Source organism: Rhodococcus sp. I2R, assembly GCF_020889545.1.
Classification (GTDB): Bacteria; Actinomycetota; Actinomycetes; order Mycobacteriales; family Mycobacteriaceae; genus Rhodococcoides.
The window spans coordinates 22,134-34,964 of the sequence record NZ_JAHUTG010000034.1; the positions used below are offsets into that span (position 1 = coordinate 22,134).

Annotated in this window: 13 protein-coding genes; 3 read left to right on the forward strand and 10 right to left on the reverse strand. The window is 65.1% G+C overall.

The window, feature by feature from the left end; all coding sequences use genetic code 11:
- The first annotated feature begins 5 nt into the window (after positions 1 to 5).
- Positions 6 to 221, forward strand: coding sequence for a DUF3073 domain-containing protein (locus tag KVY23_RS23280; protein WP_075841045.1), 216 nt, complete (start codon positions 6 to 8; stop codon positions 219 to 221).
- Positions 222 to 283: 62 nt separating this feature from the next.
- Here the strand turns inward: KVY23_RS23280 and purM are convergent, their stop codons facing one another.
- From purM to KVY23_RS23315, 7 genes are all read right to left on the reverse strand, one after another.
- Complete coding sequence (gene purM / locus KVY23_RS23285; RefSeq protein WP_206510968.1) at positions 284 to 1,384, reverse strand: phosphoribosylformylglycinamidine cyclo-ligase; 1,101 nt, start codon at positions 1,382 to 1,384, stop codon at positions 284 to 286.
- A 165-nt stretch (positions 1,385 to 1,549) separates the two neighbouring features.
- Positions 1,550 to 3,115: an amidophosphoribosyltransferase gene (gene purF / locus KVY23_RS23290; protein ID WP_230558360.1), complete on the reverse strand. Its 1,566-nt coding sequence runs from the start codon at positions 3,113 to 3,115 to the stop codon at positions 1,550 to 1,552.
- Positions 3,116 to 3,238: 123 nt separating this feature from the next.
- Entirely contained in the window at positions 3,239 to 3,625 is a 387-nt protein-coding gene (locus KVY23_RS23295) for a sterol carrier family protein (RefSeq protein ID WP_206510970.1), read from the reverse strand.
- A gap of 10 nt (positions 3,626 to 3,635) precedes the next feature.
- Entirely contained in the window at positions 3,636 to 4,232 is a 597-nt protein-coding gene (locus tag KVY23_RS23300) for a CPBP family intramembrane glutamic endopeptidase (RefSeq protein ID WP_230558361.1), read from the reverse strand.
- A complete protein-coding gene (locus KVY23_RS23305) occupies positions 4,229 to 5,905 on the reverse strand; it encodes an alpha/beta-hydrolase family protein (RefSeq protein WP_230558366.1) in 1,677 nt (558 codons plus the stop codon). Before KVY23_RS23305 ends, KVY23_RS23300 begins: the two co-directional genes overlap by 4 nt.
- Before the next feature lie 118 nt (positions 5,906 to 6,023).
- Positions 6,024 to 8,315, reverse strand: coding sequence for a phosphoribosylformylglycinamidine synthase subunit PurL (purL, locus tag KVY23_RS23310; protein WP_230558362.1), 2,292 nt, complete (start codon positions 8,313 to 8,315; stop codon positions 6,024 to 6,026).
- 76 nt (positions 8,316 to 8,391) lie between these two features.
- On the reverse strand, positions 8,392 to 9,696 hold the full coding sequence (locus KVY23_RS23315) for a M18 family aminopeptidase (protein ID WP_230558367.1): 1,305 nt from the start codon (positions 9,694 to 9,696) through the stop codon (positions 8,392 to 8,394).
- Positions 9,697 to 9,762: 66 nt separating this feature from the next.
- On the opposite strand from KVY23_RS23315, the gene KVY23_RS23320 reads away from it, so the two are divergent.
- The gene (locus KVY23_RS23320; protein WP_230558363.1) at positions 9,763 to 10,665 is read left to right on the forward strand and encodes a hypothetical protein; all 903 of its coding nucleotides are present in this window, start codon (positions 9,763 to 9,765) and stop codon (positions 10,663 to 10,665) included.
- Here KVY23_RS23320 and KVY23_RS23325 read toward each other — a convergent pair.
- The 3 genes from KVY23_RS23325 to purS are packed head-to-tail and all read right to left on the reverse strand — an operon-like array spanning position 10,662 to position 11,968.
- Positions 10,662 to 11,012, reverse strand: coding sequence for a VOC family protein (locus KVY23_RS23325; protein WP_230558364.1), 351 nt, complete (start codon positions 11,010 to 11,012; stop codon positions 10,662 to 10,664). The genes KVY23_RS23320 and KVY23_RS23325 overlap by 4 nt on opposite strands.
- A 30-nt stretch (positions 11,013 to 11,042) precedes the next feature.
- On the reverse strand, positions 11,043 to 11,735 hold the full coding sequence (gene purQ / locus KVY23_RS23330) for a phosphoribosylformylglycinamidine synthase subunit PurQ (RefSeq protein ID WP_206510974.1): 693 nt from the start codon (positions 11,733 to 11,735) through the stop codon (positions 11,043 to 11,045).
- Complete coding sequence (gene purS, locus KVY23_RS23335; protein ID WP_068370576.1) at positions 11,732 to 11,968, reverse strand: phosphoribosylformylglycinamidine synthase subunit PurS; 237 nt, start codon at positions 11,966 to 11,968, stop codon at positions 11,732 to 11,734. Before purS ends, purQ begins: the two co-directional genes overlap by 4 nt.
- Before the next feature lie 89 nt (positions 11,969 to 12,057).
- Here purS and KVY23_RS23340 point away from each other — a divergent pair, with 89 nt between their 5' ends.
- Positions 12,058 to 12,702 carry an MBL fold metallo-hydrolase gene (locus tag KVY23_RS23340; protein ID WP_075841042.1) on the forward strand — a complete coding sequence of 215 codons (645 nt, stop codon included), beginning with the start codon at positions 12,058 to 12,060 and terminating at the stop codon, positions 12,700 to 12,702.
- Positions 12,703 to 12,831: the final 129 nt, after the last annotated feature.

Here is a 12,831-nt window from a genome sequence, read left to right on the forward strand (position 1 = left end):
ACGCCATGGGCCGAGGCAGGGCTAAGGCAAAGCAGACAAAGGTCGCTCGTGAGCTCAAATACAGCTCGCCGTCAACGGACTTGGAGTCTCTGCAGAGAGAGCTCTCCGGTGGTTCGTCCAACTCCCACCGTGGCGGTATCACCTCGGGCGGCATCTCCTCTTCGGATGCGGACGGCTACACCCGCGTCGAGGAAGACGAATACGAGGACTGGCGACGCTGACCATCGTTATACACAAGTGAGGGGGAGCCGCGACGCGGCTCCCCCTCACTTGTTCGTATACCTCAGAAGCGCGGGTGATTTCCCAGCAGCACGGCGCGCTCGACGTTGGCGGCCTTATCGGTCGACTTCTTCACCGTTCCCAGGGTCCAGCAGTCGATGTGGCGTGCCGTCAGCACTGCCAGCGCGCGGTCCACGTCCTCGGGCGCAACGATGGCGACCATGCCGACACCCATGTTGAACGTCTGCTCCATCTCCGCTCGCTCCACGCGGCCACGCTGAGCGATGAGCGAGAAGACCGGTGCCGGGCTCCACGTAGCGCGATCGAGTTCCGCGACGAGGCCAGCAGGCATCACGCGGCCCAGGTTGTTGGCCAGTCCACCACCGGTCACGTGGCAGAAGGTCCGCACGTCCGTTTCGGCGGCGAGCGCGAGGCAGTCCTTGGCGTAGATCTTGGTCGGTTCGAGCAGCTCCTCGCCGAGGGTGCGTCCGAACTCTTCCACGTGCCCACCGAGGTCCATGTGGTTGATCTCGAGCAACACCTTGCGAGCCAGCGAGTAGCCGTTGGAATGCAGGCCCGACGATCCCATGCCGATGACGACATCGCCGGGGCGCACCCGGTCCGGACCGAGAACCGCATCGGCTTCGACGACACCGACGCCGGTGGCGGAGAGGTCATAGTCACCGTCGGCCATCAGTCCGGGATGCTCTGCCGTTTCACCGCCGAGCAGCGCACAGCCGGCGATGACGCAGCCGTCGGCGATGCCCTTGACGAGCTCGGCGACCATCTCGGGCACCACGCGGCCAACTGCGATGTAGTCCTGCAGGAACAGTGGTTCTGCGCCGCACACGACGAGGTCGTCGACGACCATCGCGACGAGATCGAGTCCGAGCGTGTCGTGTTTGCCGAGTGCCTGCGCGACGGCGACCTTGGTGCCCACGCCGTCGGTGGACGCGGCGAGAATCGGTTCGCGGTAGTCGCCCTTGAGGGCGAAGAGGCCTGCGAATCCGCCGAGACCGCCCATCACCTCGGGTCGACTGGCCTTCTTCGCAAGCGGGGCGAACAATTCGACTGCCCGGTCACCTGCGGCGATGTCGACGCCCGCCGAGGCGTAGGAAGCACCACCCGAGGATGTTGCGCTCGTTGCTCGGGATTCCTCGGTCATGCGGCTCCAGCCTTGTACTCGTATCGACGCTGCGTGGCAATGCACGCAATTGCGCTCTAACGGTACCGGAGCGCTCCAGCCCTGGGCACACACCGTAGGCGCTTCGCGCATGTGAGTGAAAATACGTGACCTGCTATGTATTTCCGCTCACATGCGCGTCAGCGCCTACGGGCGACTGAGCGCACTCACGTTGGCGTTGATCGAATCGGTCGTCTGACCCGCAGCCGTCGCCAGCATGCCCTCGAGTACGTGCTTGCCCAACGCGTTGTCGGCAGGCAGATCGATCGGGTACTTGCCGGTGAAACATGCTGTGCACAGCCGGGTTTCGGGCTGCTCGGAGGCGGCGATCATGCCCTCGGTGGAGATGTACCCGAGCGAGTCGGCACCGATTGCTTGACGCACACCTTCGAGGATGCCGTCCTCCGAGTCGACGCCGTTGGCGATCAACTCCGCGGGCGAGGCGAAGTCGATACCGTAGAAGCACGGCCACCGGACCGGCGGCGACGCGATACGTACGTGGATCTCGAGCGCTCCGGCTTCACGCAGCATCCGAATGAGCGCACGCTGTGTGTTTCCGCGCACGATCGAATCGTCCACCACGATCAGCCGTTTGCCGCGAATGACCTCTTTGAGAGGGTTGAGCTTGAGACGAATACCGAGCTGACGGATGGTCTGCGAGGGTTGAATGAACGTGCGCCCGACGTACGCGTTCTTCATCAGGCCCTGGCCGTACGGAATGCCGGATCCCTGGGCGTAGCCGACGGCCGCCGGTGTTCCCGACTCGGGGACAGGAATGACCAGGTCGCCTTCGGCGGGGTGCTCCAGCGCGAGACGGCGACCGATCTCCACTCGCGTGGAGTGGACCGAACGGCCCCCGATGACACTGTCCGGTCGGGCGAGGTAGACGTACTCGAACACGCAACCCTTCGGCTCGGGCGCAGCGAAACGCGAGGAACGGACCCCGTCGGCGTCGATGGCCAACAGCTCCCCCGGCTCGATGTCCCGCACGAACGCGGCGCCGACGATATCCAGCGCGGCGGTCTCACTGGCCACCACCCAGCCACGATCGAGACGGCCGAGCGAAAGCGGACGGATGCCGTGCGGATCCCGCGCCGCGTACAGCGTGTGTTCGTCCATGAATGTCAGACAGAACGCGCCCTTCAACGTGGGCAGCAGCTCCATCGCGGCCTGCTCGATGGTCCGGTCGGCGGCCTTGTGCGCCATGAGCGCGGTGATCACGTCCGAATCCGACGTGCCGTTGCCCTGCAGCCGATCGCTGATGAGCCCCTCTTCACGGGCCCGGGTCGCAAGCTCGGCGAAGTTGACGAGATTGCCGTTGTGACCGAGCGCGATACCGGTACCCGCAGTGGTCGTCCGGAAGATCGGCTGGGCGTTCTCCCAGATGACCGACCCGCTGGTCGAGTATCGGCAGTGTCCGATGGCGACGTGGCCCGGCATCGCGCCGAGAGTCTGCTCGTCGAACACCTGGCTGACCAGACCGAGATCTTTGAACACCAGCACCTGCGAACCGTCCGAGACGGCGATGCCCGCAGCTTCCTGTCCCCTGTGTTGCAGCGCATAGAGGCCGTAGTAAGAGAGCTTGGCTACATCTTCTCCCGGCGCCCACACGCCGAAGACTCCGCACTCCTCCCGAGGTTCGTTTTCGGGTACGTCGAGCTCGTTGCCTACCGGAGAATTTGGACTATCGACCGACGACTCGGCAGAGGTCACAGCACTGCTCCCTTGAGGGACGGATTGAGGGGCGTAGCCCAGTCTACGGGCCAACGCTTGCAGAGCACGCATCGCAGGAAAGTTGCCACCCCTGTGCCGTCCATTCTCCGTTCACCTACAGGCTCACGTTCCGACGATCGGCAGCCAATGAGCCACTTCGCTCGCCCGGCTTCCCGAGGCGGTGATGGAACCGTCAGCAAGGGCGTCCTCGAACTGCCGAAGACCGGTGGCAACCTCGAGCCAGGTCCGGGCGTCGGTCTCCACGACGTTCGGCGGCGTCCCGCGTGTGTGACGTGGGCCGGTGATGCACTGGACCGCGACGAACGGAGGGATACGCACCTCGACGGACGATCCCGGCGCCACCTGGGCAAGCGTGCGGGCGGTAGCGCGGACCGCATCGGCGAGCGCGGCCCGCGGGGGCTTGTCGACGGAGCCGTCGCGCACCCAGTCGACGACGGCCAGCACGGCGGTCCTGACCTGCTCGGGGGTCACAGTCTTACTCGGGGCCATGCCGCCCAGACTAGAACGTCCGCGACGCGCGAGCGGCGAGCATCGCACCTGATGCGTTGAGAGCGAAATGCGCGAGCGCAGGTGCCAGCACACTGCCACTGCGGCGCCGCAGCCACGAGAACACCATTCCTGCGGCGGCGGTACCGATGACAGTGCCGACGACCGAATCCCCGGCCGCGCGTGCCGGGCGGATGTGCCAGAGGCCGAAGAAGAGGGGCGAAAGTCCCGGCGCGAGAGCGTCGAACAAACCGCGAAAGCTCAGCTCCTCGGTGATCACCGTGCCGACCGGAATGTGGAAGAGCACCCATTCGGCCGGAGCCGCGTCCGACGGACGCACCCGCTCGGACAGGGCGGGAACGGCAGCGACGAACACCGCTCCCATGATCGGGACCGCGGCCGCGCCGGCGCCCCAGCGAAGTCCGCTGCCCCACCTCGTCAACCCGAGTTGCTCGAGACTCTGACCCGACGCGCCGAACCCGCTCACGCTCACCACACCGATCCCGAGGGCAGCGTTCAGCAGGGCTCGTCGACGCGGCGGCAAGTCCAGAGCGGGGACGATTGCAGTGCTCCACGCCGTGGTGATCGCACCCAGAACGAGTGGCTTCATTTCTCGGGACCGTCCCTGCCCGCGTACTGCTCCATCACCCCGCGCGCCCGTGCGGTGTCCTCCTCGGTCCATCCCTCGGGGGCGGCGATCGCGACCCAACCATCGAGTACGAGCGTTCCGTAGTTGTGGCCGTGGCCGTCCGGGACGCCCGCAGCATTGGTCAGATCGGCTGCGACCTGCCAGAACGTGACGATCGGGAACCAACGCATGTCCGGCAGACGATCCGGCCCCGGCGGCTCGGACAACCAGTCCGGCCTCTCGAACAGCAGGTCGGGCGACAACCACACCACCGGATCGGATGCGTGCTGGACGTACAGCACACGCGGGTAGAGCCACGGCTGGTCCGCTGGTGGGATCATGCTGGCGTTGTCGGCGAATCGAACGACCAACCCGTCCGCGTAGACCGGTCGCACCTCGGGCGTGCCGGGATCGCGGCGCGTCACGAACTGCGACCACAGCCGGTTTGCATTCGGTGGACCCACCCAGAGGACACCGTCGACACTCTCGCGTATCTCGGCAAGCCCGTCGAACGCGCCCTCACCCGCCTGCACTCCCAGGCTCTCTCCGTAGATGTAGAGCTTGGGCCGGGTCTGCTCCGGTTCCTGCAGCCACCGCTCCCGGACCCGGTCGATGAGTGCCTTGCCCGCTACTGCTGCCTTCTCGCGCTCGGCGAGAAAAGAAATCCAACTCGGTAGATAGGAGTACTGGGTGGCCACGGTGGCGACATCGCCCGCGAACAGCAACTCCTCGGCCGTGATCGCGGTGGGGTTGACCCAACCCGTTCCGGTGGTCGGGACCACCACGAGTGCCGCCCGCTCGAACGCGCCGGTACGTTCGAGTTCCGCGACAACGATGTCGAGACGCCCGTCCTGCGTCGCCGCGGTCTCGAGACCTGCGTACGCGCGGATCGGTTCGCGCGCGGGCCTGTCGAGTCCCTCGGAGATCTCCTCGGCGCTCAGCCCACCCGCGACGAAATTGCGGCCCTCGAACCCGAGGGTGTCCCACGGCGCCAACGACTCCGGGCTGCCCGACCGCTCCGGGATCAGAGGTTGCTCGACTCGCACCCGAGTCTCGTTGTTCTGCAAGCTGAATGCCGAGTTGACGACGTTGGACAATCCGCGCAACAGCACGCCCTGCACCAGCGCGATCACGAGCACCACCACGATGATCACGCCGATGACGTTGGCGACCTCGCGAGGCATCTTGACGATGCGGTTGACCTGCCGCGCCACCAGACGCACCAGGTCACGAAGAACACGCCAGGTGGAGATCAGAAGTGCGCCGACGGCGATGCTGAGCGCCCCGGTCCGGAAGTACCCGGTCGTGGTCGTTCCCTCCGCGTCCATCAGCGCGGCCAACTCGCGCTGCCACCCCGCCGACAGATACAGCATGTACAGCACAGTCAGACCTGCGATCACCGGGACGGCGATCTTGACCACTATTTCGACGCGACGCGGGGGCGGCCACCACGGCTTTCCTGCGAGGAACAACCGGTAGACGACCCAGTACACCGCGACGCCGACGCCGTATCCGATGGCGGCGTTGATGCCCCCGATCAACCCTTGGAAGAGCCAGTCGCGGGGAAGCAGCGACGGAGTCAACGACCAGCAGAAGAACAGCGCCCCGAACACGATGCCGGTGAAGTCCAGCCGAAGCAGCCCCCACATCCACATGACGAAGGGATGCTTGTCCGGGGAAGGCACCGAAAACTCGACCGGAAGCCGATAGTGCGTGTGCTCGCGTTCGACTCTGCTCTGTGGCGCCTCCGATAGCTCTCCCCTGGACACTGCCCTACCCGAAAAGCCTGGGAAGAGTGGCCTCGAAGGTCTCACGAAGCTCGGCCAGCGAGACCGAGAACTGTCCCTGAATCTCGATGTCGTCTGCGCCTTCGTCGACCACGCCGATGCGCGTCCACGGCAGTCCACGTGCCGTGCACATGCTGGTGAAGCGGGTCTCCTCGGTGCGCGGCACCGCGACCAGCACTCGCGCCGACGATTCGGAGAACAGGGCGACGAACGGATCGGCACCCTCGGGAAGCAGGATGCGGCATCCTGTTTCGCCGGCCAGTGCCGCCTCGACGACAGCCTGCGCAAGTCCGCCCTCGGACAGGTCGTGCGCAGCACTGACCAGCCCGTCACGCGAACCCGCGAGCAGAATATCGGCGAGCAGCTGTTCGCGAGCGAGGTCGACCTCCGGCGGGACACCGCCGAGGTGGTCGTGCTCGACCTGAGCCCAGATGGAACCGTCCAACTCGTCGCGGGTCTCGCCGAGCAGGATCAGCGTCTCGCCGGGCTCGAGCCCGAGGCCCGTCGGGATGCGGCGGTGCACATCGTCGATGACGCCCAGAACGCCGACGACGGGCGTCGGCAGGATCGGTTCGGAGCCGGTCTGATTGTAGAAGCTGACGTTGCCACCGGTGACCGGAATGCCGAGGGTGACGCAGCCGTCGGCGAGACCGCGAACGGCCTGCTGGAACTGCCACATCACGCCCGGGTCCTCGGGAGAACCGAAGTTGAGGCAGTTGGTCACCGCTTTCGGCGTTGCGCCGGTGACTGCAACGTTGCGGAAAGCCTCCGCGAGAGCGAGCTGAGCGCCCCGGTACGGATCGAGCGCGGTGTAGCGACCGGACGCATCGGTAGCGAGCGCGATACCGCGTCCCGTCTGCTCGTCGATGCGAATTACTCCGGCGTCGGCGTTCTCGGCCAGGACCGTGTTGCCGCGGACGTAGCGGTCGTACTGCTCTGTGATGAATCGGCGGCTGCACAGCTGCGGCGAGCCGATCATCTTCAGCAGCGTCGCCTTCAGTTCGTCGGCGGTCTCCGGACGCTTCAGCGAGGCGGTGGTGTTCGCGACCAACGCGTCCTGGGTGGCCGGACGCTGCACCGGGCGCGAGTAAACCGGCCCGTCGTGCGCGACGGTCTTCGGCGGCACGTCGACCACTGTCTCGCCGTGCCAGGTGATCTCGAGGTTGTCGCCGTCGGTGACCTCACCGATCACGGTAGCGAGGACATCCCACTTCTTGCACACGGCCATGAACGCCTCGACGTTCTCGGGTGTCACGACGGCGCACATGCGCTCCTGCGATTCGCTCGAGAGCACCTCGGCCGGCGTCATCCCGGTGGCGCGCATCGGGACCTGCTCCAGCGCGATATGCATGCCGCCGCTACCGGCCGATGCGAGTTCGGATGTAGCGCAGGACAATCCGGCACCACCAAGATCCTGAATGCCGACGACCAACTTGGCCGCATACAGCTCGAGGCAAGCTTCGATGAGTACCTTCTCCGCGAACGGGTCGCCAACCTGCACCGCCGGAAGCTTCTTCCTGCCTCCACCGGTCTCGTCACCGTCGAACGTCTCCGAAGCCAACACCGACACACCGCCGATGCCGTCGAGACCGGTACGCGCTCCGAACAGGATGATCTTGTTTCCCACGCCCGAGGCGAACGCCAGGTGCATGTCCTCGACACGCATGACCCCGGCACAAAGGGCGTTGAGGAGCGGGTTGCCCGCGTACGAGGCGTCGAACACCGTTTCGCCGCCGACGTTGGGGAGGCCCAGGGAGTTTCCGTAGCCACCGACGCCCGAGACTATGCCGCTCAGAACTCGGCGTGTATCGGGTGCGTCCGCGGCGCCGAAACGCAGCTGGTCCATGACGGCAATGGGGCGTGCGCCCATCGCCATGATGTCGCGGACGATGCCGCCGACGCCTGTGGCGGCACCCTGATACGGCTCGACATAGGACGGGTGGTTGTGGCTCTCGACCTTGAACGTGACCGCCCAGCCGTCGCCGACGTCCACGACGCCGGCGTTCTCGCCGATGCCCGCGAGCATGGAGGAGCGCATCTCATCCGTGGTGGTCTCACCGAAGTACTTCAGGTGCACCTTTGAGGACTTGTAGGAGCAGTGTTCGCTCCACATGACCGAGTACATCGCGAGCTCGGCGTCGGTGGGCCGACGGCCGAGGATCTCCTTGATGCGGGCGTACTCGTCGTCCTTGAGTCCGAGTTCTTTGTACGGCTGCGTCACATCCGGAGTGGAGGCTGCGGCTGAAACTGTATCGGTGTGGACAGAGTGAGCGGACACGAGGAGTGGGGTCCCTTCCTGGAGCGAAATGCCAGTGAGAGTCTATCGTGCGCTTTCTCCACTCCGCGCCGTGCGCCTACATCGACACCGGCCCGGAGGGCATCAGGAAGGCCGCCAGCGCGTCGGCGTAGGCCTCGATATCCGAGGCGCCCATGAGCTCGCGGGAGGAGTGCATAGCGAGCTGAGCGGCCCCGACGTCGACCGTCGACAAGCCCGTCCGCGACGCCGTGATGGGACCGATGGTCGATCCGCAGGGCAGATCGGCTCGATGGACGTAGCGCTGCAGCGGTACACCGGCCTGCTCGCACGCCACCGCGAACGCCCCGGCACCGACCGAGTCGGTCGCGTAACGCAGATTCTGGTTGACCTTGAGCACCGGCCCTCCGCCGAGTTCGATGCGATGCGCAGGCTCGTGCCGGTCGGGGTAGTTGGGATGCGTCGCATGGGCCATGTCGCCCGAGGCGCAGATGGAACCGGCCATGGTCCGTAGGAAGTCTTCACGCCCACCGCCTCGTCCGAGCACGATGCGTTCGAGCACGGTGCTCAGCAGATCCGAGAAGGCTCCCCGGTCGGACATGCTGCCGACCTCCTCGTGGTCGAACAGCGCGAGAACAGGAGTGAAGTCCGTCGGATTCTGCACTGCCGCAATCAATGCCTGGGTTCCGGCGTAACAGGTGCCCTGGTTGTCCAAGCGCGGCGCACTGATCAGTTCCGACTCCACCCCGACCACTGCACTGGGAGCCAAATCGTGTGTCATCAGCTCCCATCCGAGCACCGCCGTAGGGTCGACGCCTTCCCGCTCGGCCACGAACGAGATGAACGATCGCGGCGAATTACCCACACCCCACACAGCATTGACGTGACGCTGCGGATCGAGGGTGACGCCCTTGCGGTCCTCGGACAGGTGGATAGCAAGTTGAGGCACACGCAGAATCGGTTCGTCGACTTTGACGAGAACCTCACCAATTGTGTTGCCGTCCTTGACACTCAGCCTGCCGGAAACGCCGAGGTCGCGGTCGAGCCACGAGTTGAGCCACGCACCGCCGTAGGGTTCGAGCCCGACCATCTGCCACCCTGCGGACTCGAGATCGGGATGTTGCTTGACGCGAAGGTTGGGACTGTCGGTATGACCGCCGACGATGCGGAACGGGCCCTCGCTCTCGGTGCTCCACGCGACGAGAGATCCGCCGCGAATGAGGTAGTAACGCCCGGCCTCGGTCGGCCACGCATCCCGCTCGTCGACACGCACGAAGCCGACTTCCTCGAGCTGTACCGACACTGTCCGGCACACATGAAAAGGCGACGGCGAGACATCGATGAAGTTGCACAGACCGGTAGCAGACGCAGTGGACACAGAAGCTCTGGACGACATGGGAACCATTGTGTCAGCAATTGCGTCGAACAGACCAAGGAGCATTCAAGCAGTGCACAGAACCTTGGGGGAACAGTGAAATTCGAATCGACCTTGGCCGAGCAGGCCTCGCACGCAACAGCAATCGCGATTGTCCGGATGAAGGTGATAGCCGCGTTCGAACGACACGGAGTCGAGGTGTCGAAGGTCGACGCGAGGACCTTGAGGGCCGGCACCGATGGCTACATTGCCTTGGACAACCTGGTCGAACGGTGTCGAAACGCACAACGCCAGCATTGGGACGACATCATCGAAACGCATGTGACGATCGTTCTGGAGTCACAGAAGCACAGCGACCCGGACTACCTGCTTGGCCTTCCCGACGAGGAGTTCTACATGCGGCTCCGCGAGCGCGTCGTTCCCCTGGGTGCCCTGCACAGGATTGACGAGTACGAATACTCCCAACCTCTTCTGGACACACCGGATTCGCCGCGGCGGGTGCTCAACCTGACGTTTCCGGACCTCGCACTGACGCTGTCGGATCGATATCTGAAGAATCGAGACATGGAGGCCGCGTGGGCATTCGGCCGCGAACACACCGGTGCGGTGGCGTTCGACACCTGCGAAAGCATGGTCAAGGATGGTATAGCCATCGAGGTGCAGCGCGGCAACTCGATCTATTTGGCGTCGAAAATTGCGGACATGCCCACCCTGATCACGAACCATCTGGGAGAAGCGCCGTTCGGTGTTCTGTTTGCCATTCCCAGCGCGTACGAGATCGACTACTACCGTCCACTCGACGTCGTCGAAGCGGTGCGGGCAATCGAACTCCTGGTCGGCCTCGCGGACACGCTATCGAAGAACACACCGAACCCACTCTCCCGCGAGGTGTACTTCTGGAGGGATGGCGAGTTCTGCCAGGTCTCCGCCCAGCACACCATCACGCCGAAAGGAATCCTCGCAGACACGCTCCTCGAGCTCGCTGATCGTGAGGCTTAGTGCGCTCCTGCCACACAGAAGACGTTGCCGTCCGGGTCGGCCAGGGTGACCCATTCGAAATCGCCCATCGTGTGCCGGGCTACCTCGCTGGCGCCCGCCTGGACCAGCCGAGTTACCTCACCACTGAGGTCCGCGGTCGTAAGGTCCAAGTGGACGCGGTTCTTGCCGGGCGTCGGATCGTCGATCTTTTGAAACGCAAACCGGTACGGCGCAGAGTCGAGTGCGAGGACGTAGAACCAGCCCTCGTTCTCCTCGACGATCTCTGCGCCGACCTGCTCGGCCCACCACCGCGCGAGCGGTCCCGGGTCCACGGAATCCATCGTGATCATGCCAAGTGTCAGTGTCATGGCTGCAGAGTAGCGCCGGCCACCGACAATTTACGCCGAGACGATCGCGTCCAGTGCCGAGTAGAAGATGCCGAGTCCGTCGTCGCTCGGTCCGGTGAGCGCTTCGGTGGCGTGCTCGGGGTGCGGCATGAGCCCGACGACACGTCCGTTGGGCGAGGAGATGCCGGCGATCTCGCGCTGGGAACCGTTGGGGTTGGATCCGCTGTAGCGGAACACCACGCGGCCCTCGCCCTCGAGTTCGTCGAGCACCTTCTCCGAAGCCTGGAAACGGCCCTCGGCGTTCTTGACAGGGATGAGGATCTCGGCGCCGGCCTCGTACCGCGAGGACCACGCGGTCTCGGTGTTCTCCACCTTCAGCCACTGGTCACGGCACACGAAATGCAGGGCCTCGTTGCGCGTCAACGCACCGGGAAGCAGACCGACCTCGCACAGCACCTGGAATCCGTTGCAGATACCGAGCACGGGCATGCCGCCCTCGGCTGCTTTCACCACCGATTCCATCACCGGAGCGAACCGGGCGATGGCGCCGGCGCGGAGGTAGTCGCCGTACGAGAACCCGCCGGGTACGACGATGGCGTCGACGCCGCGAAGGTCGGCGTCGGCGTGCCACAGGCTGACGGCCTCACCGCCGGCGAGGGTGATGGCGCGGGAGGCGTCGACGTCGTCGAGGGTGCCGGGGAAGGTGATGACGCCGACGCGGGCAGTCGAGCTGGGCGCACTCATGAGAGTCGGGTTACCTTCCAGTCCTCGATCACCGTATTGGCGAGCAGGGACTCGGCGATCTTTTCGAGTTCGGCGTCGTCGACACTGTCGTCGACCTCGAGCTCGAATCGCTTGCCCTGGCGGACATCGGACACTCCGGCCACGCCGAGACGTCCGAGCGCACCTGCGATGGCCTGACCCTGCGGGTCGAGAATTTCGGCCTTGGGCATGACGTCGACAACAACACGGGCCACGTGGGAGCTCCTCGAGATATAGGTACCGGCAGGTGGAGAGTCTACGCAGTACCTCGTGCAGGCGCGAAACTGCGCTTACTGTGGGAAATATGCGACTGACCCACTTCGGACACTCCTGTGTACTCGTCGAGCTGAACGGCACCACGGTGCTCCTCGATCCGGGCAATTTCTCGCACGGTTTCGAGGGCATCACCGGACTCGACGCCATCCTGATCACGCACCAGCACCCGGATCACGTCGATCTCGAACGTCTGCCTGCGCTGCTGCAGGCAAACCCGAGCGCGCAGCTCTATGCCGATCCGATGACGGCCTCGCAGCTCGGCGAGCGCTGGACCACGACGAACGCGGGCGACGTCTTCACAGTCGGCGGGATTCAGGTGACAGGTGTGGGCGGAACGCATGCGGTGATCCATCCCGAGCTACCCACGATCGACAACACCGGCTACCTGCTCGGTACTCCGGAGAATCCTGCGCAGTTGTTCCACCCCGGCGACTCCCTGTTCGTCCCCGAGCAGAAGGTGGACGTGCTCGCGATCCCCGCTGCAGCGCCCTGGTCGAAGATTTCCGAAACGGTCGATTTCCTGCGCGCGGTGGCGCCGCGTGCCGCCTTCCCCATCCATCAGGCAATCGTCGCCGAGCAGGCCCGCGGGATCTTCTACGGACGGCTCACCGAGATGGCCGACGACGCCACCGAGTTCAGGACCTTCGCCGAGGAAACCAGCGTCGAGATCTAGCGGCTTCGCCGCATGTGATGCTCCTATGAGTGTCAAGCGGTGGTTTTGTGGGTGAGGAGTTGGAACATTTCGCGGGCGACGGCTCGTTTGAGGCAGCGAATGATGTCGCGTTTGGTTTTGCCTTCGGCG

Coding starts and splice junctions, on each gene's coding strand:
- KVY23_RS23340 (WP_075841042.1), top strand. CDS start 12,058: ATGCGACTGACCCACTTCGGACACTCCTGTGTACTCGTCGAGCTGAAC.
- KVY23_RS23315 (WP_230558367.1), bottom strand. CDS start 9,696: ATGGTTCCCATGTCGTCCAGAGCTTCTGTGTCCACTGCGTCTGCTACC.
- KVY23_RS23280 (WP_075841045.1), top strand. CDS start 6: ATGGGCCGAGGCAGGGCTAAGGCAAAGCAGACAAAGGTCGCTCGTGAG.
- purQ (WP_206510974.1), bottom strand. CDS start 11,735: ATGAGTGCGCCCAGCTCGACTGCCCGCGTCGGCGTCATCACCTTCCCC.
- KVY23_RS23305 (WP_230558366.1), bottom strand. CDS start 5,905: ATGTGGATGTGGGGGCTGCTTCGGCTGGACTTCACCGGCATCGTGTTC.
- KVY23_RS23325 (WP_230558364.1), bottom strand. CDS start 11,012: ATGACACTGACACTTGGCATGATCACGATGGATTCCGTGGACCCGGGA.
- purM (WP_206510968.1), bottom strand. CDS start 1,384: ATGACCGAGGAATCCCGAGCAACGAGCGCAACATCCTCGGGTGGTGCT.
- KVY23_RS23295 (WP_206510970.1), bottom strand. CDS start 3,625: ATGGCCCCGAGTAAGACTGTGACCCCCGAGCAGGTCAGGACCGCCGTG.
- KVY23_RS23300 (WP_230558361.1), bottom strand. CDS start 4,232: ATGAAGCCACTCGTTCTGGGTGCGATCACCACGGCGTGGAGCACTGCA.